The sequence below is a fragment of the Martelella lutilitoris genome (assembly GCF_016598595.1).
Lineage (GTDB): Bacteria > Pseudomonadota > Alphaproteobacteria > Rhizobiales > Rhizobiaceae > Martelella > Martelella lutilitoris_A.
The window spans coordinates 1,261,121-1,285,626 of sequence record NZ_CP066786.1; the positions used below are offsets into that span (position 1 = coordinate 1,261,121).

The 24,506-nt window shown below is 60.6% G+C and carries 24 protein-coding genes and 1 pseudogene; 19 read left to right on the forward strand and 6 right to left on the reverse strand.

The features are described from left to right. Positions 1-84: 84 nt before the first annotated feature. Entirely contained in the window at positions 85-2,220 is a 2,136-nt protein-coding gene (locus JET14_RS05845; RefSeq protein ID WP_200337213.1) for a sodium-translocating pyrophosphatase, read from the forward strand. Positions 2,221-2,323: 103 nt separating this feature from the next. Here the strand turns inward: JET14_RS05845 and JET14_RS05850 are convergent, their stop codons facing one another. Further along, positions 2,324-2,839: an outer membrane protein assembly factor BamE gene (locus tag JET14_RS05850; RefSeq protein WP_200337998.1), complete on the reverse strand. Its 516-nt coding sequence runs from the start codon at positions 2,837-2,839 to the stop codon at positions 2,324-2,326. 307 nt (positions 2,840-3,146) lie between these two features. On the opposite strand from JET14_RS05850, the gene JET14_RS05855 reads away from it, so the two are divergent. From JET14_RS05855 to JET14_RS05900, 10 genes are all read left to right on the forward strand, one after another. Further along, positions 3,147-3,701 (forward strand): ubiquinol-cytochrome C chaperone family protein, encoded by a 555-nt coding sequence (locus JET14_RS05855; RefSeq protein WP_200337214.1) that lies wholly within the window; start codon positions 3,147-3,149, stop codon positions 3,699-3,701. Then, the gene (locus JET14_RS05860; RefSeq protein ID WP_246750535.1) at positions 3,694-4,278 is read left to right on the forward strand and encodes a YceD family protein; all 585 of its coding nucleotides are present in this window, start codon (positions 3,694-3,696) and stop codon (positions 4,276-4,278) included. Before JET14_RS05855 ends, JET14_RS05860 begins: the two co-directional genes overlap by 8 nt. A gap of 169 nt (positions 4,279-4,447) precedes the next feature. Beyond that, complete coding sequence (plsX, locus tag JET14_RS05865; RefSeq protein WP_200337215.1) at positions 4,448-5,494, forward strand: phosphate acyltransferase PlsX; 1,047 nt, start codon at positions 4,448-4,450, stop codon at positions 5,492-5,494. A 57-nt stretch (positions 5,495-5,551) separates the two neighbouring features. After that, positions 5,552-6,520, forward strand: coding sequence for a beta-ketoacyl-ACP synthase III (locus JET14_RS05870; protein WP_200337216.1), 969 nt, complete (start codon positions 5,552-5,554; stop codon positions 6,518-6,520). A gap of 104 nt (positions 6,521-6,624) precedes the next feature. After that, complete coding sequence (locus JET14_RS05875) at positions 6,625-6,969, forward strand: integration host factor subunit alpha (RefSeq protein ID WP_024709611.1); 345 nt, start codon at positions 6,625-6,627, stop codon at positions 6,967-6,969. A gap of 103 nt (positions 6,970-7,072) precedes the next feature. After that, positions 7,073-7,597 carry a MerR family transcriptional regulator gene (locus JET14_RS05880; protein WP_024709612.1) on the forward strand — a complete coding sequence of 175 codons (525 nt, stop codon included), beginning with the start codon at positions 7,073-7,075 and terminating at the stop codon, positions 7,595-7,597. Between the two features lie 518 nt (positions 7,598-8,115). After that, entirely contained in the window at positions 8,116-10,665 is a 2,550-nt protein-coding gene (locus tag JET14_RS05885) for a plasma-membrane proton-efflux P-type ATPase (RefSeq protein WP_200337217.1), read from the forward strand. A gap of 73 nt (positions 10,666-10,738) precedes the next feature. Continuing rightward, entirely contained in the window at positions 10,739-11,572 is an 834-nt protein-coding gene (locus JET14_RS05890; protein WP_200337218.1) for a polyphosphate kinase 2 family protein, read from the forward strand. 101 nt (positions 11,573-11,673) lie between these two features. Beyond that, the gene (locus JET14_RS05895) at positions 11,674-11,982 is read left to right on the forward strand and encodes a hypothetical protein (RefSeq protein ID WP_210342051.1); all 309 of its coding nucleotides are present in this window, start codon (positions 11,674-11,676) and stop codon (positions 11,980-11,982) included. Between the two features lie 158 nt (positions 11,983-12,140). Next, positions 12,141-14,735, forward strand: coding sequence for a cation:proton antiporter (locus JET14_RS05900; RefSeq protein WP_200337220.1), 2,595 nt, complete (start codon positions 12,141-12,143; stop codon positions 14,733-14,735). A gap of 210 nt (positions 14,736-14,945) precedes the next feature. On the opposite strand, the gene JET14_RS05905 is transcribed toward JET14_RS05900, so the two are convergent. From JET14_RS05905 to JET14_RS05920, 5 genes and pseudogenes are all read right to left on the reverse strand, one after another. Next, a complete protein-coding gene (locus JET14_RS05905) occupies positions 14,946-16,079 on the reverse strand; it encodes a tyrosine-type recombinase/integrase (protein ID WP_200337221.1) in 1,134 nt (377 codons plus the stop codon). A gap of 68 nt (positions 16,080-16,147) precedes the next feature. Then, a pseudogene (locus JET14_RS23030) lies at positions 16,148-16,300 on the reverse strand (hypothetical protein); the annotation flags it as partial. 114 nt (positions 16,301-16,414) lie between these two features. Next, positions 16,415-16,648, reverse strand: coding sequence for a hypothetical protein (locus JET14_RS05910; RefSeq protein ID WP_200337222.1), 234 nt, complete (start codon positions 16,646-16,648; stop codon positions 16,415-16,417). Between the two features lie 207 nt (positions 16,649-16,855). Beyond that, on the reverse strand, positions 16,856-17,482 hold the full coding sequence (locus JET14_RS05915; protein WP_200337223.1) for a type VI secretion system-associated protein TagO: 627 nt from the start codon (positions 17,480-17,482) through the stop codon (positions 16,856-16,858). A gap of 77 nt (positions 17,483-17,559) precedes the next feature. Next, positions 17,560-18,252 carry an XRE family transcriptional regulator gene (locus JET14_RS05920; RefSeq protein ID WP_200337224.1) on the reverse strand — a complete coding sequence of 231 codons (693 nt, stop codon included), beginning with the start codon at positions 18,250-18,252 and terminating at the stop codon, positions 17,560-17,562. Between JET14_RS05920 and JET14_RS05925 the strand changes: the two genes are divergently transcribed. The 8 genes from JET14_RS05925 (at position 18,246) to JET14_RS05960 (ending at position 24,441) form a co-directional block, all read left to right on the forward strand. Beyond that, complete coding sequence (locus tag JET14_RS05925) at positions 18,246-18,572, forward strand: helix-turn-helix domain-containing protein (protein ID WP_200337225.1); 327 nt, start codon at positions 18,246-18,248, stop codon at positions 18,570-18,572. The genes JET14_RS05920 and JET14_RS05925 overlap by 7 nt on opposite strands. A gap of 128 nt (positions 18,573-18,700) precedes the next feature. After that, entirely contained in the window at positions 18,701-19,156 is a 456-nt protein-coding gene (locus tag JET14_RS05930) for a hypothetical protein (RefSeq protein ID WP_200337226.1), read from the forward strand. A 2-nt stretch (positions 19,157-19,158) separates the two neighbouring features. Then, the gene (locus JET14_RS05935; protein ID WP_200337227.1) at positions 19,159-19,731 is read left to right on the forward strand and encodes a RusA family crossover junction endodeoxyribonuclease; all 573 of its coding nucleotides are present in this window, start codon (positions 19,159-19,161) and stop codon (positions 19,729-19,731) included. Beyond that, positions 19,691-20,518, forward strand: coding sequence for an ATP-binding protein (locus JET14_RS05940; RefSeq protein WP_200337228.1), 828 nt, complete (start codon positions 19,691-19,693; stop codon positions 20,516-20,518). The genes JET14_RS05935 and JET14_RS05940 overlap by 41 nt, the downstream gene beginning before the upstream one ends. Then, the gene (locus JET14_RS05945) at positions 20,518-21,078 is read left to right on the forward strand and encodes a DUF669 domain-containing protein (RefSeq protein ID WP_200337229.1); all 561 of its coding nucleotides are present in this window, start codon (positions 20,518-20,520) and stop codon (positions 21,076-21,078) included. Before JET14_RS05940 ends, JET14_RS05945 begins: the two co-directional genes overlap by 1 nt. 95 nt (positions 21,079-21,173) lie before the next feature. Next, positions 21,174-21,884: a ribonuclease H-like domain-containing protein gene (locus JET14_RS05950; RefSeq protein WP_200337230.1), complete on the forward strand. Its 711-nt coding sequence runs from the start codon at positions 21,174-21,176 to the stop codon at positions 21,882-21,884. Further along, the gene (locus JET14_RS05955; protein ID WP_200337231.1) at positions 21,884-22,822 is read left to right on the forward strand and encodes a hypothetical protein; all 939 of its coding nucleotides are present in this window, start codon (positions 21,884-21,886) and stop codon (positions 22,820-22,822) included. The genes JET14_RS05950 and JET14_RS05955 overlap by 1 nt, the downstream gene beginning before the upstream one ends. Beyond that, a complete protein-coding gene (locus JET14_RS05960; protein WP_200337232.1) occupies positions 22,819-24,441 on the forward strand; it encodes a DEAD/DEAH box helicase in 1,623 nt (540 codons plus the stop codon). The genes JET14_RS05955 and JET14_RS05960 overlap by 4 nt, the downstream gene beginning before the upstream one ends. Positions 24,442-24,506: the final 65 nt, after the last annotated feature.

Consider the following 24,506-nt stretch of genomic DNA (forward strand, 5'->3'; position numbering starts at 1 on the left):
AGGGGCGGCCGGTGAACAATTTCGGCAGGGCAGGGCGGCCAAGGCCTGATCCTGTTCATGTCGGTGAGGGAAGGAAAGCGAGAAATGATGATATTGCTTGCCGTGATTGTCTGCGGCCTGTTGTCGATCGTGTACGCCCTTTGGGCGACGCGCTCGGTGATGGTCGCCGATCAGGGAACCCCGCGCATGAAGGAAATCGCGGGCTTTATCCGGGAGGGGGCGCAGGCCTATCTGACGCGCCAGTACACGACGATCGCGATCGTCGGCGTGGTCGTCTTCGTTCTGGCCTGGCTGCTGCTGTCCTTGACCGCCGCCATCGGCTTCGTCATCGGGGCGGTCTTGTCGGGAGCCGCGGGCTTCATCGGCATGCATGTCTCCGTGCGCGCCAATGTCCGCACCGCGCAGGCGGCCTCCTACAGCCTGCCGGCCGGGCTTGACATCGCCTTCAAATCCGGCGCGATCACGGGCATGCTCGTTGCCGGTCTCGCCCTTCTCGGCGTATCCGTTTATTATTACATCCTCACCGTAGGGCTCGGCCATGCGCCGGATGAGCGCGAGGTTATCGACGCGCTTGTCGCACTCGGGTTCGGCGCGTCGCTGATTTCGGTCTTCGCCCGCCTCGGCGGCGGCATCTTCACCAAGGGCGCCGATGTCGGCGGCGACCTCGTCGGCAAGGTTGAAGCGGGCATTCCGGAAGACGACCCGCGCAACCCGGCGACGATCGCCGATAATGTCGGCGACAATGTCGGCGACTGCGCCGGTATGGCGGCCGACCTTTTTGAGACCTATGCGGTCTCGGTGGTCGCCACCATGGTGCTCGGCGCCATTTTCTTCGGCGGAACGGCTATTCTCGGCGACGTCATGCTGCTGCCGCTCGCCATCTGCGGGGTCTGCATCCTGACGTCGATTGTCGGCACCTTCTTCGTCAAGCTCGGCGCCAACGGCTCGATCATGGGCGCGCTCTATCGCGGTCTGATCGCTACCGGACTGCTGTCGATCGTCGGACTCGGCATCGCCACCTGGCTCACCGTCGGCTTCGGCTCCATCGGCGAGGTCGCCGGACGCAACATCACCGGCTGGGCCCTCTTCATCTGCGGCATCATCGGCCTGATCGTCACGGCGCTGATTGTCGTCATCACCGAATATTATACCGGAACAGGCAAGCGCCCGGTGGTTTCGATCGCGCAGGCCTCGGTTTCCGGCCATGGCACCAATGTGATCCAGGGCCTGGCTGTCTCGCTCGAAGCGACCGCGCTTCCCGCGATCGTCATCTGCGGCGGCATCATCTCGACCTACCAGCTTGCCGGCCTGTTCGGCACGGGGATCGCGGTCACCGCCATGCTCGGCATTGCCGGCATGATCGTGGCGCTCGACGCCTTCGGGCCGGTCACCGACAATGCGGGCGGTATCGCCGAAATGGCCGGCCTCGATCCGGAGGTTCGTAAATCCACCGATGCGCTCGATGCCGTCGGCAACACCACCAAGGCCGTCACCAAGGGCTATGCCATCGGTTCGGCCGGTCTCGGGGCGCTGGTGCTGTTCGCCGCCTATTCGAACGACCTTGCCTATTTCGCGGCGAACGGGGATACCTATCCCTTCTACGCGAACATGGGCGATATCTCGTTCTCGCTGTCGAACCCTTACGTGGTCGCCGGCCTGATCTTCGGCGGACTGATTCCCTATCTCTTCGGCGGCATCGCGATGACGGCGGTCGGTCGCGCGGCGAGCGCCGTCGTTGCCGAAGTGCGTCGTCAGTTCAGGGAAAAGCCCGGCATCATGAGCGGAACGGAAAAGCCGGATTACGGCCGCGCCGTCGACATGCTGACCAAGGCCGCGATCCGCGAGATGATCATCCCCTCGCTGCTGCCGGTCCTTGCCCCGCTCGTGGTCTTCTTCGGCGTCTGGCTGATGTCGGGCTCGAAAGCCTCGGCGTTCGCGGCGCTCGGCGCCTCGCTTCTCGGCGTGATCGTCAACGGCCTGTTCGTCGCCATCTCGATGACGTCCGGCGGCGGCGCCTGGGACAACGCCAAGAAGAGCTTCGAGGATGGTTTCGTCGATGCCGACGGCGCCACCCACGAAAAGGGCTCGGATGCCCACAAGGCCTCCGTCACCGGCGATACGGTCGGCGATCCCTACAAGGATACGGCCGGTCCTGCCGTCAACCCGGCGATCAAGATCACCAATATCGTGGCGCTTCTGCTCCTGGCGGTGCTCGCCTGAGCAAAGAACATCACCCGGCGGAACCGCTCCGCCGGGAAAACAAAAGAGGCCCCGCCTTGTGTTGCAGGCGGGGCCTTCGTCGTTTGCGGCTTCGCCCTGCGCCCTACTGGATCGCTCCGCCGTTGGTGGCGAAGAAGTCGCGGGCGGCGCTTGCGCCGGTGCCCTGCAGGATCTGCTGGATGAAGGTGATGTCCTTGCCGCCGGTCGGCGTCGTATCGGAGACCATGTCGACGACCTTGCCGTCTTCGAGCGTATAGCGGGCGATCTTGTCAACGCGGCCATTGCCGTTGAAGTAGACCGCCAGGATTTCCTGATTGACGAGGCGCGGCTTCTGGAACTCGAAACGGCGCTCCTTGCGCTGCGAGATGTAGAACAGGACCTCGTTGTCGAAGGTCGCCGTCGTTGACGGCTGGCCGAGCGTCAGCACGACCTGCTCGCGGCTCGACCCTTCCTTCACAAGCTGCAGCCGCTCTTCGTCGACCACATAACCCTGATAGAAGACGTCCTTGGTGCCGATCACGTCGGAGGTCGAGCACCCTGCGGTAAAGAGCGCGACGGCGACGAGCGCGCCCGCGGCAGCCGGACGAACCGGTCTGAAATCAAAATAGTCTCGGCGCATCTTCAAGCGTCCACTCCCTGGCAAACTTCATATCAGGCCGGCGAAGCCTTCCGGCCGGCCGCCGTGTTTCATATTATGCAGGCGTCGCCTTCAACGAAGGTCGGCTTTGGCCGCGATTCCCGGTTGCGGGCGCGGGACGCGCAAACTACCATTGACCATGGTTCCGTTTGAGCGCACAGACCGCCTGCTGCCGGATGAACCCGAAGCCTCGCGTTTTCCAACTCAACTGGATAAACCAGCTTGTGCCGGGATGCAATTGTTCGGGCGGTTTGCGGCCGGTGGCTAAAGCCAAGTCAAAGAGAGTGGAATGGTCCTGAGGATTTTCGGCAAGAACCGCGCCAACCGCATGATCGTGCAGCGCCAATATGGCGTGATCACGGCAACGGCGCGGCAACCCTGTTTCTATACGGATTACGGTGTTCCGGATACGGTAATGGGCCGTTTCGAGATGCTGTCCGTGGTGATGATCCTTTTCCTGCAGCGCACCTCGAAATCCTCGGACAGCGGCAAGCAGATGGCCCAGGAGGTCGTCGACGCCTTCTTCATGGATATCGACTATTCGATTCGCGAGCTTGGCGTCGGCGACAATTCGGTTCCCAAGCGGATGAAAAAGCTGGCGGGCATGTTCTATGGTCGCCTGGAACGCTATGTGCGCTGTCTGCAGCATCGCGATCTGGAACAGCTTGCGATCGCGCTTGCACAGAATATTCACGCGGCAGATGCCGATCACGGCGAGATGGCGGAGCTCGCCCGCTGGATGCTGGAAAATGCCGATCACCTCGGCAGGATCGATGAAATTGTGGTGGAAACGGGGATGGTGAGCTTCCTCGTGCCCGAAAGCATGGAGACGGGACGTGCCTGACAGGAATGCAAACGAGAAGCCCCTGCCGTTCTCGCGCCCCTTTACAGTTGCGCGCGCGGCTGCGGTGCCGTTTGAGATGCGCCTTGAAGCGGAGGAAGACGAGCTTGAGCGGCTGGCCGGCTTTCTCGATGTCGATGCCGTGACCGCGCTTGCGGCCGATCTCAGGATCACGCCTTTCCGGCGCGAGGGCGTGCGGGTGAGGGGCGAGGTCAAGGCGCATATCGTGCAGTCCTGCGTGGTGACGCTGGAGCCGATCGAGTCGGATCTTGCAGAGCCGGTGGATGCGACTTATCTGCCCGAGCAGTCCCGCCAGTTCAGGCGCAAGGTCAATGAGGAAGGCGAACTTCTGGTCGATCCCGAAGGGCCTGATGACCCTGAGCCTTTTTCCGGCAGCGAGATCGATATCGCCGCTGTCGTCATAGAGGCGATCGGCCTTGCCATCGATCCCTATCCGCGCAAGCCCGATGCGGAACTGCCGCCGGACGTCAGCGATGAGGACGACGAAGGAGAGGCGACGGCAGAAAAGGAATCGCCTTTCGCCGCGCTGAAGGACTGGAAGGGCGGAGGAGAAGAGTAGGCGACGGAGAAGAGAGCCCTTCCGGCACGGCCTTTGCTGCTGTCGGACCGGGCTTTCCGACAAAACGCATGTTAATTGCTGTTTTTGCCGCGCGGCAGTTGTCTCCCGCAGCAAAAACGGTATTTTGGCCCGGCTTCTCCGGATGCGTGCAAACAGGGATCCCGAACGTTTGATTAGAATTTCCATTGATGCCATGGGGGGAGATGTCGGACCGGAGGTCGCCGTTGCCGGCGCGGCCGAGGCTCTGACGCGCCACCCCGACATCAGCTACATTCTCTACGGCCGGCAATCAGCCATCGAACCGCTGCTTGCGTCCTATCCCAAACTCAAGGAACAGGCGCGCGTTGTCGATTGCGAGGTTGCAGTCGGCATGGACGAGAAGCCTAGCCAGGCCTTGCGGCGCGGCCGCAACGTCTCCAGCATGTGGCGCGCGATCGAGGCGGTGAAGGAGAATGAATCCGACGCGGCCGTCTCGGCGGGCAATACCGGCGCGCTGATGGCCATGGCGATGTTCTGTCTGAAGACCATGCCCGACATCGACCGCCCCGCGATCGCCGGCATATGGCCGACGCTGAAAGGCGAAAGCATCGTTCTCGACATTGGCGCGACGATCGGCGCGGACGCCAAGCAACTCCTCGATTTCGCCCTGATGGGCGGGGCCATGGCGCGCGCGCTGTTCGAGCTGAAGAAACCGACCGTCGGCCTCCTCAATGTCGGCGTCGAGGAGGTGAAGGGCGTCGAGCAGGTCAAGGAAGCGGGGAAGCTTCTCCGCGAGGCCGACATCGACAATCTCGACTATGCCGGATTTGTCGAGGGCGACGATCTCGGCCGGGGCACGGTGGACGTCTTCGTCGTCGAGGGCTTTACCGGCAATATCGCGCTGAAGACGGCCGAGGGCACGGCCCGTCAGATTGCTGAATACCTGCGTTCGGCAATGTCGCGGACCCTGATGTCGCGCATCGGCTATCTGCTTGCCCGCGGCGCGTTCCGCATGCTGCGCGAGAAGCTTGATCCGCGCAAGGTCAATGGCGGGGTCTTTCTCGGCCTGAATGGCATCGTCATCAAAAGTCACGGCAGCACCGATGCCGAGGGCTATGCCTCGGCAATCGAGGTTGCCTATGACATGGTGCACAACGGTCTGCAGGCCAAGATCCAGCATGATCTGAGCGAGTACCATGCGCGTAATGAATCACCCATGGGGCCGGAAGCGGCCTGAAGCGGCAGTGCGTCATCGGCCCTCCGGCCATGGCGCCTGCCAACAAGGAATAACAGTATGATCCGTTCTGTCGTTTGTGGTTTCGGTTCGGCGCTGCCGGAGCGCGTGGTGACCAATGACGAACTGCGGCAGCTTGTGGACACCTCCGACAGCTGGATCCAGCAGCGCACCGGCATTCGCCAGCGCTATATCGCCGGTCCCGACGAGACCACGGCATCGCTCGGCGAACAGGCCGCGCGCGCGGCGCTGGACAATGCGGGGCTTACGCCGGCGGATATCGACCTGATCGTGGTCGCGACCTCGACGCCGGACAACACCTTTCCGGCAACGGCGGTGAACATCCAGAACCGGCTCGGCATGGAGCACGGCTTTGCCTTCGATATGCAGGCGGTCTGTTCCGGCTTCGTCTTTGCGCTGACGACGGCCGACAATTTCATCCGCGCCGGGCGTGCGCGCCGGGTTCTGGTGATCGGCGCGGAGACGTTTTCGCGGCTTCTCGACTGGACCGACCGGACGACCTGCGTGCTGTTCGGCGATGGCGCCGGCGCGCTCGTGCTGGAGGCACAGGAGGAGGGCGACGCCGGAAACCGCGGTATCATTGCCGCCAGCCTGCGCTCGGATGGTTCCCATTGCAAAAAGCTCTATGTCGACGGCGGGGTGTCCACCACCGGCGATATCGGCCACCTGCGCATGGAGGGCCGCGAGGTCTTCAAGCATGCCGTCGGCATGATCACCGATGTGATCGAGTCGGCCTTCGCCGAAGCGAAAATCGACATCGACCAACTCGATTGGCTGGTGCCGCACCAGGCGAACCGCAGGATCATCGAAGGCTCGGCCAAGAAGCTCGGCATTCCGATGGACAAGGTTGTCGTGACCGTGGATCAGCACGCCAATACCTCGGCGGCCTCCATTCCGCTGGCGCTGGCAACGGCTGCAGGCGATGGCCGGATCAAACGCGGCGACATGGTGATGCTGGAGGCGATGGGCGGCGGATTTACCTGGGGTGCGGTGCTTTTGCGCTGGTAATGCGCTTCCGGCAACGAAATCAGTCCTTTCACACGCTTGACCGCTTTGCCCCGCGGCAATAGTGTCATGTTCAAGGGGATTTTGACAGAATTTGGGATGCGGCGATGCCTGGCAAAACTGTGACGCGTGCGGATCTGGCCGAGTCGGTGTTCCGCAAGGTGGGACTTTCCCGCACGGAATCGGCCGAGCTGGTCGAAACCGTCATCGATGAAATCTGCGATGCGATCGTCAAGGGCGAGACGGTGAAGCTCTCCTCCTTCGCGACCTTTCAGGTGCGCGACAAGAACGAACGCATCGGCCGGAACCCGAAGACCGGAGAGGAAGTGCCGATCTCGCCGCGCCGGGTCATGACCTTCAAGGCCTCCAACGTGCTGAAGCAGAAGATTCTCAAGGCCCATCTCAACCGCAAGCACAAGGCCGAAAAGGCCGCGCAGAAATCGGCCTCCTGAGGCGCCTGCCGGAACGGCTTTCGCCCGGCTTGCCTTGCCGGCCTTATCGCGCTGAAATACAGGTCTGATTCGATCATTGTGGCAGGCGAGGACGGCTGAACCCATGGACAAGTCTCCCGAGGCATTTCGCACCATTTCCGAAGTGGCGGAAGAACTGGAGCTGCCGCAACACGTGCTGCGCTTCTGGGAAACGCGTTTCACCCAGGTCAAGCCGATGAAGCGGGGCGGCGGCAGGCGCTACTATCGCCCCGAGGACATCGAGCTTCTGAAGGGTATCCGCCATCTCCTTTATGATCACGGCTACACCATCAAGGGCGTCCAGAAGCTGCTGAAGAGCAATGGCAACCGTTTCGTCACAGCGATCGGCAGCGGCGACGCCGAGCTTGTCGAGGCGCTGGCCGTCCCTCCCGAGGCCCGGCAACACGAGGACCAGCCTTCTATTTTCGATGATGACCAGGTGGTCGGCCGACCGAAGAAGGCGGGCGGGACCGGCTTCTTCCGCCGCAAGAAGGACGAGGAGGGGGCCATCGACCCCGCTTCCGGCCTCGCGCGTTCGGATGACGCGCTGCTGCAGGAAGTCCTCTACGACCTGCTGGAATGCAAGCGTCTGCTCGATCAGGTGCGCTGACGGTCTGCATATCCCAGAACCCCGGCAATGGGGCCTTCAGACTGCTGACGAAGCCATCCTGTTTACGGACGTCATCCTCGGCCTTGTGCCGAGGATCTAACCACCCTTCCGCACGAGCAGCGCTGGTGTCTCGAAATGTATTGTATTTAAATAAAACCTCGCCCGAGATGCTTGTCGCGGCGATGCGTGTTTAGATGCTCGGGACGGGCCCGAGCATGTCGAATGAGGGTGACGCGCGCTTCGTCAACAAACTGAAGCCCCGGCAACGGGGCTTTGGCATGTCTGCGGCCAGGTCCCGCATCGGTGTTGATCGTCTTCAAATTCCTGTCTTCACGGCTGCGCTATAGTGTCCGCCAGAGGCGGAATTGCGACTCCCATATTGCCAAAACCGCCCCATTCTGCTTCCACTTATGGTGGCAATTTCGTATCGTCTCAATACGAAAGCCGGTTTCGGGGGTGAGTTTGCGGATCGCGACGGCGGTGCCCGACACGATGCGCCATGATTTTGGAGAATGATGATGGCGGAGAATGCAGCGGCCAATGACCTGGAGAGCCTGCCGGTCGAGGCGGTTCTGGAAAAGCTCGGCGTCGACCCCGAAAAGGGCCTGAGCGCGGCGGAGGCGCAAAAGCGGCTGGCGCAATATGGCCCCAACGCATTGCCCGAGGAAAAGACCAGCCTTTTCAAGAAGATTGCCCAGCACTTCGTCGGCCCGATCGCCTTCATGATCGAGGCCGCCGCGCTGGTGTCTTTGATCCTCGGGGATACGGGCGACTTCATCATCATCTTCGGCCTGCTGCTCTTCAACGCCGGCCTCGAATTCTACCAGGACAGCAAGGCGACGAGCGCGCTCGCGGCACTCAAGAACTCGCTCGCCCCGCAGGCAACGGCGCTGCGCGACGGCAAGTTCGCCGTCATCGACGCTGCGACGCTCGTGCCGGGCGACATCATCAAGATCAGGCTCGGCGGCATCGTGCCCGCCGATGTCCGTCTGGTCTCCGGCGACTATGCCTCGATCGACCAGGCGGCGCTGACGGGCGAGTCGCTTCCGGTCAACAAAAAGGTCGGCGACACGGCCTACTCGGGCAGTGTGGTGAAACAGGGCGAGATGGCGGCCGTCGTCACCGGAACGGGGTCGGAAACCTTCTTCGGCCGCACGGCAAAGCTTGTGGCCGGGGCCGGCGCCGTCAGCCAGGCGCAGAAGGCGATGTTCCAGATCGGCAACTTTCTCATCGTCGTGGCGGTCGTGCTGGCGATGATCATGGTCGCCGTCCAGGTCTATGTCGACATCGTCAAGACCGACAACTGGGGTCTCGCCGATGCGCTCGGCATTCTGCAATTCGTGCTGGTGCTCTTGGTCGCCTCCATTCCCGTGGCGATGCCGGCGGTGTTTTCCATCACCATGGCGCTCGGCGCGCTGGCGTTGTCGAAGGAGAAGGCGATCGTCTCGCGTCTGTCATCGATCGACGAAATGGCCGGCGCTGATATTCTCTGCTCCGACAAGACCGGAACGCTGACGAAGAACATCCTGACGCTCGGCGATCCGATCCCGGTCGGCGGAGCCACGCCTGAGGACATCGTGCTGGCCGGCGCGCTCGCCTCGCGCGCCGAGGACGGCGATGCGATCGACGGCGCGGTGATCGGCGCCCTTGCCGACAAGGCCGTGCTCGAGCAGTACACCATCGGCAAGTTCACGCCGTTTGATCCGGTGTCGAAGCGCACCGAGGCGACCGTCACCGGTGCGGACGGCAAGGCGTTCCTGACATCCAAGGGCGCGCCGCATGCGATCGTTCTCCTGGCCAATGCGGAAAAGGCGGTTGCCGATGAAGTCGACGCTCATGTCGCCGAACTTGGCGCCAAGGGCTATCGCGCGCTCGCCGTGGCCCGATCCGATGACGGCGGCGAGACCTGGACGCTGCTCGGCATCCTGCCGATGTTCGATCCGCCGCGCGATGATTCGAAGCAGACGATCGAGAATGTCCGCGCCAAGGGCGTCGCCGTGAAAATGATCACTGGCGACGACACCGCGATTGCCAAGGAGACGGCGCGCCAGCTCGGTCTCGGCACCAATATCCTGCCGGCCGCCGAAGTCTTCCCGAAGGACATGGACCCCGACAATGTGCCCGGCCCGATCGCCAACCGGATCCTGACGGCGGACGGCTTTGCCCGGGTGTTTCCCGAGCACAAATACGCGATCGTCAAGACTTTCCAGAAAAACGGGCATCTGGTGGCCATGACCGGCGACGGCGTCAATGACGCGCCGGCGCTGAAACAGGCCGATTGCGGCATCGCCGTCTCCGGCGCGACGGATGCGGCGCGGGGCGCTGCGGCGCTGATCCTGACGGCGCCCGGTCTTTCCGTGATCCAGAACGCGATCGACGAGGCGCGGCGCATCTTCGGGCGGATCACCAGCTACACGATCTATCGGGTGGCGCTGACCATGGACATCATGTTCCTGGTGGTGCTTTCGACCATCTTCCTCGGCTTCCAGCCGCTGACGCCGATCATGATCGTGCTGATGTCGCTTCTCGACGATATCCCGATCATGACGGTGGCCTATGACAATACCAGCGTCTCCGAACAGCCGATCCGGTGGCGCATGCCGCATCTTCTGTCGGTTTCCGCCGTTCTCGGCTTTGCCTCGATCGTCCAGTCCTTCGGCCTTTTGCTGATGGGCATGGAAGTGCTGTCGGAACCGGGACGCTGGGCGGGGCTTGGGCTGACCGACCAGTCCCACCTCCAGTCGATGATGTTCCTGCAGCTGGTCGCCGGCGGTCATCTGCTGATGCTGGTCAGCCGCAAGGAAAACTGGTTCATGAAGAAGCCCTATCCGGCCCGGCCGCTGCTGATCGCCATCTTCGCCACGCAGCTCGTCGCGGTGCTGATGTGCGGCTTCGGCATCATCGTTCCCGAAATCCCGTGGAGGCTGATCGGCTTCGTCTGGATCTACCTGATTGTCTGGTTGTTCATCATCGGGCTGGTCAGGATCGGCATCGACCACGTTCTCGAAAACCGCAGCGCCCGGCGGGCCATGTCCATCGACGTGGTCAACGAACGGCTGTTCCGCTAGCGCATCGGCCCGAAAATCGATTTCGGTTTTCGGATCGATGCGTTAGTCTCTGTCAACAACAGGAGGCCTGCCGATGGATTTTCGCGAGAAACTGAGGATCGAGCCCGCAAGTGCGGTCCGGCTTGCCGATATCGACCCGTCCTTTCACGGCAATATCAAGGACAAGGAAGAGGGCAAGGCCGCGCTTGACGCGGTGCTCGACGAGATCACGCCGCTGCAGGAAAAGCTCTATGCGGAGAAGAAGCACGCGCTTCTCGTCGTGCTGCAGGGCATCGACGCCGCCGGCAAGGACGGCGTGTGCTGGCATGTGATCCGGGCAATGAACCCGCAGGGCACCTATGTCGCGAGCTTCAAACAGCCGACCGAAACGGAAAAGGCCCACGACTTTCTCTGGCGCGTGCACCAGCGCACGCCGGCGCTCGGCCAGGTCGCCGTCTTCAACCGTTCCCATTACGAAGACGTTCTGGTCGCCCGCGTCCACAATCTCGTGCCCGAAAGCGTCTGGTCCAAGCGCTACCGGCAAATCAACCATTTCGAGGAGTTTCTCTCCGAAAACGGCGTCAGCATCGTCAAGTTCTTCCTCTATATTTCCAAGGACGAGCAGCTTGATCGCTTCGAGAAGCGGCTGGAGGACAAGGAGCGCCAGTGGAAGATTTCCGGCTCGGACTATTCCGAGCGGGAGCGCTGGGACGACTATATCGCAGCCTATGAGGACATGCTGTCTAAATGCTCGACCGAGCATGCACCCTGGTATGTGCTGCCGGCCAACCGGAAATGGTTCCGCAACCTGGCGACGGCTGAGATCATCCACAAGACCCTTGTCGACATGCGGATCGAAACGCCGCAGCCGACGGTCGATCTCGACGAGATCTATCGCAAATATCACCATGCGGTGCGCAGCGGCTAAGGCCGGTATCCTTGGCAATTACGCCGAAAGGTTGTGCTGCGGTGCGATAACGCTCCTTGCAAGTAAGTTATTATCTGTCATAATGCCCCAAGAGGCCCTGGGTGATGGTGCTGCAGTCTTATATTGCGCTGCATCATTATGCATCTCTTGGTTGTTCGAAGTGGAGACTGCCTGACAATGGTCCGCGCGCGGGCCGTGATCGACTCGACATCGACGCCTTTCAGGAGGGCGCGAAAGATATGCGGGTTTTCTACTGCCAATATTGCGACCATCATCTGCGCTTCGGGCCTGCCGTTTGCTCCGCCTGCAGCATGCCGACGCCGGTTGCCAATCGGACCCGGTTCTGGGTGAAGCTCGTGGCGGCCGTCATGCTTGCCGCGATCGCGGCCTTCTTTCTGGCGGTGTTCTGAGAACAATTCCTTCAATCAAGAATAAAAACGTTCACGCTTGCTGACTTACGCGCGTGATTTCGGCTAAGTTGAATGTCTTCAAGGGTTTGGGTAACGGAACCCGGCCGACGAAGAGCCACGGCTTCGTCGCGCCAGGCGTTTGGGAAAGGATGTGTGGAGTGGAGCTTGCGATCCTCGTCGCAATTGCCGCGGGCATATTTGCGGTCATCGGGCTGAGCGAGCCGCTCGCGGCGCGCCTCCGCCTGCCTTTCTCCGTGATCCTTGCGGCCATGGGGATCGGCATTGGCATTGCCGCCACCTTTTTCTGGCAGACGAGCCTGACCAATGCGCTCAATCCCCTGGCGCTGGGCATCCTGAACCTGCCGATAAGGGCGAGCTTCTTTCTCAACGTGTTCCTGCCGCTGCTCGTGTTTCAGGTGGCGCTCAATATCGATATCCGGCGCATGCTGGATGACTGGGTGCCGATCCTTGTGTTGGCGGTTCTTGCGGTTTTCGTCGCCATGCTTGCCGTCGGCTTCGCGCTTTATCCGGTCGCCGGTCTGCCGCTTGCCGCCTGCCTTCTGGTCGGCGCGATCGTCTCCACCACCGATCCCTCCGCCGTCGTCTCGATCTTCAAGGCGACGCCGTCGCCCCAGCGGTTGGCGCGCATCGTGGAGGGCGAAAGCCTGCTGAACGATGCGGCGGCGATCGCCTTGTTCTCGCTGTTCCTGGGCTTCGTCACCGTCAATGTCGCCAATCCGAAGATCGGCCCCGCGCTTGTCACCTTTCCCTGGATCGCCGGCGTCGGCGGCCTGATCGGCATCGCCGCCGGACGCTTCGCCGTAGAGGTTATCGCCCGCATGCCGGATTTTCCACGCGGCCAGATCTCGGTATCGGTCGCCGTGCCGCTGCTGACTTACCTGCTGGCCGAACAGTTTTCGGCATCCGGCGTGATCGCGGTGGTTGCCGCCGGGTTGACCATCAACCTGCACATGACGGCGCGCTTCACCCCGGCGCTGAACCTGCAGATGCGCGATACCTGGGATCTGATCGCCCACTGGGCCGGCTCGCTGATCTTCATTCTCGCCGCCATCCTCATACCCAAACTCCTGTCGGATTTTGTGCTCTACGACCTGTTTCTGATCGCCGTCGTGGTTATCGCGGCCCTTGTCGCCCGGGCGCTCATCCTGTTCGGCGTTCTGCCGGTGCTCGCCTATTTCAGGCTGTCTCCGAAGATGGAGCGGCCCTACAGCGTGGCGATCCTCTGGGGCGGGCTCAGGGGCGCGGTCACGCTGGCGCTGGCGCTGGCGGTCACCGAGAACCGCTACGTGCCGCAGGACATCAAGCACCAGGTCGGCCTGATTGCAACCGGCTTCACCCTCTTCACACTGATCGTCCAGGGCACGACGCTGCGCTGGATCATCCGCAGGCTCAAGCTCGACAGGCTCAGCCCGCTCGATGTCGCGCTCAGCAACCAGGTGATCGCCGTCGCCTTGCAGAGCGTGCGCGAGCGGGTCTCCGAGACCGCGCGCGACCTCGGACTGACCCGCGAGATCGTTCGCGACGAGGCCAAGCGCTTCGCCGAGCGCGTCGATGCGGCCGTGGAGGAGACCGACGCGACGGAGCGGCTGCAGGACCGGGACCGGATCACGCTCGGCCTTGTCGCGCTGGCTGCGCACGAGCGCGATTCGATCCTTGAAGGATACCGCGACCAGATCATCTCCGCAGACCTTGCCGAGCGTCTGGTGATCGGCGCCGACATGATTATCGAGGCAACGCGCACCGGCGGGCGGGCGGGCTACCGGGCGGCCTCGCGACGGGTCTACGCAACGAACCTGCGCTTCCGCGTGGCGACGCTGCTGCACAACTACCTCGGCATCGCCCGGCCGCTCGCCAGCCTGCTGGAAGACCGGTTCGATGTCCTCGTGTCCTACAGCCTGGTGCTGCCGCGTCTGGAACTGTTCATTGACGAACGTATCCGCCGCATCCATGGCCGGCGCGTGGCCGAACTTCTGCACGAATTGCTCAACCGCCGCCTTGAGGAAGCGCGCCGGGAACTCGAGACCCTCAGGCTGCAGTTTCCTGGCTATGCCGAGGAGCTGGAGCGGCGACTGATCCGGCGCACCACGCTGCAGCTGGAAGAGGGCGAATACGAGGCGCTGGTGGAGGACGGGCTGATCGGCCCGGAACTGCGCGCGACGCTTGGCGCGGATATCGACAGAAGACGAGCGCAGCTGAAGGGCCGGCCGGTGCTCGACCTGAAGCGGCAGAAGCGCGTCACGGTGGAGGGCTTCGCCGCCTTCGCCGATTTCAGCGAGCGGGAACGCAAGCTGCTGCGCAAGAAGATCCGCATCGTCTACGCCGCGCCGGGCCAGCATATCCTCAGGAAGGAAAGCTCCGCCCGCGAGGTCTGGTTTATCGCCGCCGGCACGGTCACGGTCGTTACCGACGGGGTGAAGCTCAGGTTGACGGAGGGTGACCTCTTCGGCCAGTTTGCCGTTCTGGCCAAGCGCCGCCGGCCGATCCAGGTGACGGCGGTGACGGACTGCACGCTGCTGACGCTGGACGAGCACACCTTCCGCACCTTCATGGCGCGCGAAGGCGCTTTCCGCACCGCCGTCATTCGAAGCGCCGCCGAGCGCGGCGTCATCATTCCGCCCGAAACCTTCGATCGTCCGGCGGACGAACAAACAGCCGAGATCCGCGCGATCCTGGTGAAATCCGGCTCGCTCAAGCCGCGGCCGCGGAGACGATTCTACCAAAGCGGATTTTGACCGAGCCTATACCGCGGTCCGCACAAACTTCGTGAAGTTCGCTGACGTGTTCCGGAGCTTCCGGCGCAAATTTCCGGTTTTTGGTTTGGATCGTCAAATTGCCTCTTGCGCGCCCGGCATCGAAAGTCTAATGGGGACGGGCCGTTATGGCTGGTCGGGGTGTAGCGCAGCCCGGTAGCGCACTTGACTGGGGGACGGGTGGTCCCGTTCTTATTTTTCCTGCTTTTTCAGATTGTTATCCATGGTGCCATCGGTCGCCGTGGTATTTTTCGTGGGACTCGATGTCGCCTCCAGTGCAGCGCGGATATCATCGTCCAGTGCGTGAGCGTACTTCGTCGTCGTCTGGATATCGGCATGGCCGAGGAGGCGCTGAGCGACACGTAGGTTTGATTTTCTCAGCACTCGCGTTGCTGCCGTGTGGCGCATGTCGTGGAAGTGAAAGTCCTCGATGCCCGTTGCCGCGATCGCGCGCCGCGCCGCGGTCTTGAGGCCATCTTCTGTCAATGGATACCGCTTGCCGCGGACTAGCCCACGCTTTTTCAACGTGCGGCGTGCCTCGTAGGTGAAGACGACGTCCGGATGGTGATCCTTCTGCGACCACAACAGATCATAGATCGCGTCCGACATGGGGATCGTGCGGCGCTTGTCGCCCTTTCCGAAGACAGTAAATTGCCGCCCAAAGAAATCGACATGCGGCCATCGTAGGCCGAGGATCTCCATGCGCCGGCAGCCTGTGAGGAATGCGAAGAGGACAGCTTCCGCATAGCCTGGGCTCAACTCTGCGAGGATGGCCTCTTCCTCGGCCGTGCTTGCCTCGCGTACGCGCTCCTGTCTCTCGCGAAGCATATGCTGCCCAAAGTCAAAATCGGCTGTCTTGACCTTCCAGACGTTTCTGGCGCGCAGCATGATCTCGCGAAGCGGCTGGGTGCAGGTTCGGTTGACAGTCGCGGCGGAAACGAGCGGGCGCTTCTCGTCACCCTTGATGTGCTCGCCGCGTCGCCGTGCGACCACGGCCGCAATCTTGGCGTCATCAATTTTCGCAAGATCTGTCTTCGGCCCGACAGCGTCGTTCAGCCAGGCTAGGACGTGGAGTGTGGTCTCGACATTCTTATGGTGCTGACCGATCTCGGTCCACCATCGCGATGAGGCCTCTTCGAACGTCATGCGATCGGCAGGGCGGTTCTCGGCCGCGATCAGTTCGGCGCGTATTGTTTCTTTGATCGAGTCTTCGACGCGCTTTGCGTCCCGCTTCGAAGTTGCGCCAGTTTTGCCCGAAAATCGACGACCCCTGAGGACGAAGTCGTAGGAGTATACGCTTTCTCCTGGCCGCTTATAGACTGACACTCGCGCCTCCTCATATCGATGAAATCATCGAGGTCGGCCTTGGTATAGCGTCGTGTCGGTCGTTTCGTGCCGAGGCCGATGTTTATCCAGCGCAGGCTTCCGCTCTGCGTCAAGTGTGTGAGTTGCTTTTTCGAGATGCCGAGGTAACGTGCAGCCGTGTCCGCACTCAAAAGCCCCTCATTCAGATCCGATGCTCCTGGGCCCGTTCTTCCAGCGGCCATCTCACCCTCCCATGATCGAAACGGCGAGTATCGCGGTCAAGCCAATGCCTGTGCAAAGGCCGATGACGAAACCAAGCCAAGAGGCGGTGCGAAGCGAGTAGGGCAGGGGATGCATCAAGCCGCCTCCTCTTCAGGAACGGCGATCGATGTGCCTTTCAGGCAAATGATACGGATACCGCCGGCCCGCGCGTCTACCTTGCCGTCATTGATGCCAGCAGCTTCGAGGGTTCGCAGGATATCATAGAGCAAGGCCATGCGCGCGTTGCCGACGATGTCATCGTGGCGGACTGTGCCACCCATGGCGTTTATCGAATGCCATAGCTGTTCGAGTGGGATTTCTTCCATCATGCTTCCTTCCCATTGGAACTGCCGCTATAGGCCCAACGGCCGCAGCAGATTTCAGACCGAGGTAGTCTGACGAGAAGGAATGTGCCATGTGGCAAAAAATATGACAAGAGGCAAAGTGCCGAAAGGCAAATTTTGTGTCCAAATACAGAAAACCGCTGTAGCGCTCGGCACATTTGACTCTGGTTGTTTATGTTCAGCCCATGCTGCTTACCAGTGACAAGCTTCTCTCAAAGGCTGAATCGCTTTTTCTAGTCCCTTTATCGGAAAGGTCACCATGATGGGGTTGCCGTTATAAGGAGTAATACGCACCAGCATTTGATCGTTGTCGAACATTCTTCGAATGAATGGGATGGATCGATTTCCACTCCAGAGACCGAGAGCACTGTTGTCCGAAGAAACATGCATATTTTGAGAGCGGGCCGTCTCTTTGTCGAGACGGTATTCAACGTTGCCGTAGCCTTGTATGTCCGAGAGGAAATTGCCGTTCAAGCTGATATGGATCGAAGTTGTGTTTTCCAGGCATCTGATCAGCATGGATGCCGTATCGCTTTGGCCGAAACGTCCTGGGATTTCCTCATTAGATGAAACGAGCATCGCAACAGTTTTGGTGTCATCCATGGGGGAGGTATCAATCTGAATGTACCAATCACCGATGTAGTCTGCGATTTGTCCATCAGTTGCCATTGCGCGCGCCAAGCACTTCTTAGATATCGCGCTATCGGCTGGATACTCCATACACAAAGACACATCTGGTTTTTCGGGAAGATCGTCCTGTGCTGCTACAGTGGTCAGGGTCAAAAGCGAGATGGCAGTTGCATAAAAAAGGCCTCGCATATTTGCCTCCCTTAATATTTGCAAGTGAAACTGATAGCCGCAGGAACTGGCGATGATTCTCTGAAATGAAGAGCGGATTAACCGCGCCACTGGAACCATGCAACGACGCGGCCATATACGCGAATGTCTTGCCTGTTCAATTCGTCTGGCTCCCCATAGCGCTCTCGATTGTCAGAAATCACCAAGATGCTTTCGCTGCGTGGAACGAGTTTAAGTCTTTTAACGACAAGCCCGTCGCCGTAGTCGCACGCATAAATATCCTCAGGATTAGGATAGGTGTGTGAAGTGTCCACGAACACGGTCGAACCTTTCGCGAGCGTTGGCTCCATACTATCACCGATGACAGGCATCGCTTTAATACCATCAAGATTGCGCCAGCCAGCCTTAATGTTATCCGGGAATGACCAGTAGCCATTCGACATGGCCGGGTCCGAAATCTGTCCGTCATCGCGGTATTCGACGCTGAGTAGTCCGCCGCCTCCAGCGCCTGAGATTATATCAAGGTTCTCTATATCGCCGCCTTTGGGCCGAGGTGCTGCGATCTCTGGCATGTCCGATGCTAAAGATAACGCCTCATGGTCGAATTCATCCGTCAGCTCGACGGCATCAACACCAAGAGCCTTCGCGATTTTAATTATGTTCGCAAGCGACAGGCCGCGTTTACCGCTCTCCATCCGCGACAGATGCGTTTGAGAGATGCCGGTCAAGTCGGCTAGTTCCTCAAGTGTGACGTTTTTGGATTTGCGGAATTCACGAACTTTGTTTGCCATGGTTCAGCTATTTTGCCAAATGGGAAAAAATACAACCGCCAAACGGCAATATGCCTATTGACAAACTTATGCCATATGGCAAATTGCCAGTTATGAAGCTGGATGAATATCTCAAATTTAAGGGTGTGAAGCCCTCAGTCTTTGCCGCCGAGCTCGGAGTCGCCCCATCGACGATCAGTCGGATTATTCGGGGCGAAAGAATGCCGCGCACGCCTCTAATTCTGAAGATCTTCAACGCCACCCAAGGTCGGGTGACCTTTTCTGATTGGGCTGACGCTGCGTGCGTTCGGGCCTCGAGTGGCGAGGGAATTGCCGAATGATGGGTTTGCTGTCTCATTCATGTCGCTCTCCTTGACCGGGTTTCAATGATGTCACCATAGCGGCGAGGTTTTCGCCGTTCACCGAAGATTTTTCGAAAAAGATTTCCTTGAAATGCAGGGAGGATTTCGTGCGCGCTATTTCCGACGATGACAGACAAAAGCTGAAGGCTGCCACCCGCCGCGCCGTGAAATCTGCCGGTGGCGGCGACAGCTTTGCGCATGTGACCCGAGTTTCCGAAAGTCAGCTATCAAAATACGGACTGGCATCGGACGAACATCAGGACGCATTCATACCGGTTGATGTGGCTCTCGAGGCCGATGTCGAGGCCGGGTCGCCGATCATCGCCACCGCGCTTGCCGCTGCTCAGGGCTTCCGGCTGGTGCGCAATGCCAGTCCGGTTGACGATCACAGCCTCGGCTTTGCCGATATCTCTCAAATCAGCGTGGCCTTCTCCTCCTTCCACACCCGCATGCACGAGGCGCTGGCCGATGATGGCCGCGTTGATGAGGCCGAACGTCGCAGGATACTCAAGGACTTCGACAAGTTTATGCGCACGCTCTTCACGACCATGGGGCGGGTGTAGTCATGAAAACGCCAGCGCCAGACATTGCCTCCACCGCTGCCTGCTTTCTTTCCGATGGTTCCGTGGCAGGGCCGTCTACCGAAGGCGAGCACGAGGAGCATCTGGCGCCAGTCAGTTTTTCGATCCCGATGCCTCCAAGCACGAACCATCTCTTCAAGAACGTCAAAGGTGTCGGGCGGGTCAAGACCAAGGCCTACCAGGATTTCTGCCTGATGGCCGTCGCTGCCATCCGCCGGCAGAAGGTCGCGAAGATAGGCGGCTACATCACCATGGTCTGGGCGGTGGAGCGCAACTCTCTGCAGGCTGATATCTCCAACCGGCTCAAGGCCGCGGAGGACGCCATCGTCATGTCCGGCATCATCGATGATGACCGGTTCGTCACAGCTCACACGATCACCTGGGCGCCGAAGGCAAACGGCATGGCCCACGTGCAGATCTACCCGATCCAGCGAATGACGCTGGACTTCTACCCGTCGCAGGATGGCGCGAGCGGCGCGTGGATTGTCAGAGCGCCAGAACAGGAGAATGAAATCAATGGCGATTTCCCTCAACAATCTCAGGACGGTCAGGGCTGACAAAGCCCCGCGCGTTCTGATCTATGGCCCGCCGGGTATTGGAAAGACGACGCTTGCGAGCGAGTTTCCGAATGCTGTCTTTCTGCAGATCGAAGACGGCACGCCGGGTGATGTCGAGTTGACCAGCTTTGGCAAGCTCGACAGCTTCGGCGACGTGATGGATGCGCTTGGCGCGCTCTATCAGGAAGATCACAGTTTCAATACCGTCGTGATCGACAGCGTCACCGAGATGCAGCGGCTGATCTATGCCGAAACATGCGCGCGCGGCGACGACAAGGGCAATGCGAAAGCCAACATCGAGGACTTCGGTTATGGCAAGGGCTATGTCTACGCCATGCGCGTCGCTCAGGAGTTCATCGACGGTATCAACTTCCTGCGCTCCGATCGAAACATGGCCGTGGTGCTGATCGCTCACTCATCGGTCCAGCGGTTCGATGATCCGGAGACGGTCAGTTATGACCGCTACGAGATCGAAATCCGCTCGTCCGATAAGGCCAACTCAAACCTTCGTGGCCTCTTCGAACGCGAGATGGATGCGATCATTCTTCTGAAGCAGCCGGTGACGGTGAAGACCGAAGAGCAGGGCTTCAATAAGGAGCGGGCGCGCGCCGGCGGCGGTGGCACGACGCTGATGCATGCGGTCGGCCGCCCAGCCTATACGGCCAAGAACCGTTACGGCATTCCGCCGGAAATCCGATACGACAAGGGCACGGGCTTTGATGCTCTCGCACCCTATTTCCCCGACTTTGCTGGCCTTGCGCCGTCAGGCCAGAAGGAGGCTGCATAATGGTTCAGATCGCAGGACATTACGACGAACATGCCGAGGCCTCGACAGGTTTCGATCCGGTCCCTTTCGGGGACTATCGCGCCAAGATCATTGAAAGCGGCATTGAGGACATCTCCCGCAACAACGACCGGGGGCGCTGCTTGCAACTGACATGGCAGATCGAAGGTGGCGAATATAACGGCCGGCTGGTCTGGCAGCGGCTGAACATGTGGGCCGAGAACATGAACAACCTCGACAAGGTCCGCAACATCGCCAACTCGCAGTTTGCCGCTATCCGCGAGGCGACCGGCAAAACTTCGCCTCGCGACAGCGAGGAGCTGCATTTCATCACGTGCACCATCAAGGTGAAGGTGCAGAAGGATCCAAACGGTCAATTCCCTGATCGCAACGAAATCACTGCGGTCAAGCCAGCAGCAGGCGCGCGCCAGAGCGGGGCGGCTCGGCAGACGCCGCAACGACCAGGGCCGACCGGGCAAGCTGCCCCTGCTGGTCAGCGTTCGGCGCCTTGGCCGTCGCGGCAGCCTGCTCCAGCCGGACTGGACGACGATATTCCATTCTGATGATGCGGCCGGGCGGCGATAAGGCCTCGAAAACCGCGCCGCCCGGAGCCCCTTCAAACAATCCGTTTTCAGCATTGCTCGAAAGGACCGAGACAATGAACGATATCGCTTTGCCCCGCAACAGGCGGCTCTACCTCGACATCGAGACTATCCCGACACAGGATCCGAAAACCTATGCTGAGATCGCCGGTAGGATCTCGCCACCGGCCAGCATGAAGAAGGCCGAAACCATCAAGAAGTGGGAGGAGGAACAGAAGCCGCAGGCCGTGACTGATGCAATCGCCAAGACCTCGTTTGATGGCGCTGCCGGGCACATTTGCTGCATTGGTTGGGCGCTCGATGGCGAGCACCTGGACAGTCTCTCTCTGGGCCCGGACATCGCGCTCGAGCATGAGATGCTGACCACGTTCTTCGAGGAGATCTCGAGCCAGATCCCGCGCTATGGAACCGTTCAGATTGTCGGCCACAACGTCATTGGCTTTGACCTTCGGTTTATCTGGCAGCGGTGCCTTATCCTCGGTGTTCGGGTTCCGGGCTGGTTCCCGCGTGATCCGAAGCCTTGGAGCGACGATGTCTTCGACACGATGACGGCCTTTGCCGGGGCGCGGGACTCGATCTCAATGGATCGACTTTGCGGAGCCTTTGGGCTTGAGGGGAAGGGCGACATAGATGGGTCGCAGGTTGCCGGGCTTTGGAGCGACGGTGAACATGAGACGATAGCTGCCTATTGCCGCGACGATGTGGAGAAGACGCGGGCGCTGCACCGCAAGATGATGGTTGCGCTGGGTGAAACGGAGGCTGCGTGATGGTCAGTCTTCCGATCCCGAAGAGCCTGACCGCAGACAAGGTCAAGGCAACGACGCGCGAGGAAATGCCAAAACAGCGGCTTTCGCTCTCGGCCTGCACCGGGTGCAATCGTCGAGCGTGGTATGACTTCCTTCTATTCGGGCAGGGACGCGACATGCGTCCCGACCACAGTCGATCAGGTGATATCGCAATCGCATTGAAGGGGGTTGTCATTCGGTGGTTGACCGCTGCCGGTATGACGGTCGAGACAATTAATGCAGCAACTGGTGAGATGTTGGCCGCGTCTGGTCTCGATGGTCACCTATATTCGCCGATCGATGGGATCGTCACGGGCGTGCCCGAGGCGCCAACCAAGCGGCATCTGCTGATCGTTGCGGCGCTTAAGGCTGCCGACTTCGCAAAGCTTGAGCGTCAAGGTGCCGAGCAAACCCGGCCCGAGATCGTTGCGCGTGCCCAGCTTGGCATGCATCTGCTCGGTCTCGAGCGGACACTCTTTGCCTTCTGCAATCGCGACACGGGCGACTTTGGCGCTGAACGTATTCGTTATGACGCAGCTCATGCCGGATCGCAGGCCGTACGGGCTGAGTGGATTGTCGATACTCGCCGAGCGCCGGCGCGCATCAGTGAAAGCCCCGAGTTCTTCGTCTGCGCGCATATGTGCAGCCGCGCCGACATCTGCCATGGCGGTGTGCTTCCGCCGCGGCATTGCAGGACCTGCCTGCACGTTACTCCCATCAATGACGGCCAGTGGTACTGCGACCGGCACGAAAAGGAGTTGTCGTTCGATGACCAGCTAAACGGTTGCCCGAACCATCTTTTCGTTCCGGATCTCGTGCCGGGCGAGCAGGTCGACGCGGATACGACCGCTGAAACCGTGACCTACGAGCTTGGCAACGGGCAGACCTGGATTGATGGAGCGGAAAGGAGGGCAGCATGATCAGCCTTCGCTACTATCAGGACGAGGCAAAGCAGGCCGTCATGAATTTCTGGGGCCAAGGCGGCGGTAATCCGTTGATCGATCTGGCCACCGGCACGGGCAAGAGCATGGTTATTGCGTCGATGGTGCAGGACTTGCTGCGCGATTATCCGACCTTTCGCGTTCTGATGCTCACTCACGTCAAAGAGCTTGTTCAGCAAAATTTCATGGCGTTGTTGCGTGTGTGGCCGGACGCACCGGCGGGGATCTATTCGGCCGGATTGAACAGGCGAGACGTGCACCACCGCATTACCTTTGCCTCGATCCAGTCAGTCTACAACAAGGCCAGTCAGCTCGGGCGCCGGGACCTCATTTTGATTGATGAGGCGCATCTCGTGCCGCTCAAAGGTGAGGGCATGTATCGACGATTGCTCGACGATCTCTACGCGATCAATCGTGACGCTCGAGTGGCGGGTCTGACTGCTACGCCTTATCGCCTGGATACCGGTCGGTTGGACGAGGGCGACACACGTCTCTTCGATCAGGTCGTGTACTCCTACGGGATTGCGAAAGGTATCGAGGACGGCTTTCTGTCGCCATTGATCTCCAAGGCCACTGCGGCTCGGATCGACGTTTCCGAGGTCAAACGGCGCGGCGGTGAGTTTGTGCCGGCCTCACTTGAGGGTGCTGCCGACGCGGTAACCCAGGAGGCGGTCTCCGAGATCGCTGACCTCGGCGCCAACCGCAAGTCTTGGCTTGTGTTCTGCGCTGGCGTCAAACACGCGTTGAATGTTCGGGACGCAATCCGCGCTTCAGGTTTTTCATGCGAAACTGTCAGCGGCGAGACGCCATCCGGTGAACGTGACAACATCATCCGAAAGTTTCGCGCCGGTGAAATCCGGTGTCTCACCAACGCCAATGTACTGACCACCGGTTTCGACGTGCCGCAGGTTGACCTGGTTGCAATGTTGCGGCCGACGCTTTCGACATCGCTCTACGTGCAGATTGTCGGGCGCGGAACGCGACTTTCGCCGGGCAAGGACAACTGCCTTATCCTGGACTTCGCGGGCAACGTCCGTCGGCATGGCCCGGTTGACGAGGTGTCCGTATTGCCGAAATCGGGCGGCGGAAGTGGCGAGGGAAAGGTCAGTGTTGACCGTGTCGCCGCGAAGGAATGCCCGGAATGCCGAGAGCTGATGGCTCTCAACGCGCGATCCTGCAAGGCTTGCGGCTACGAGTGGCCCCATGAGGACAAACCGAAGCATGAGGGGCAAGCCGAAAGTCAGGTCGGCATTCTATCGAGCGAACAGGTCGCCCCAACCATGTTGCCGGTCGTCGATTGGCGTATCCAGAAGCACGAAAAGTTTGGCGCGCCAGATAGCCTCCGGGTCGGCTTCATCGCCGGATTGATGGAGTATCCAGAGTGGGTGGCGTTCGATCATGGCCGGTCCGCGTTTGAGCGCGCTTGCCAATGGTGGTCGATGCATGGCGGCGGCACACCCTTTCCCAAAAGCACGGACGAGGCTCTCGCGCGGACAGGAGAGCTGACCATTCCGGAGACCATCAGCATCAAGCCGCGAGGCAAGTATTACGACATTGTCGGCCGGAGCTTCCCTCAGACGCGAGAAGCCGCGGAGTAACCCATGCCTGCCGACAGATTTGTAGAGGGCGTGTGCGGGTGCTGCGCGCGCCGGGAAGTTGGTCA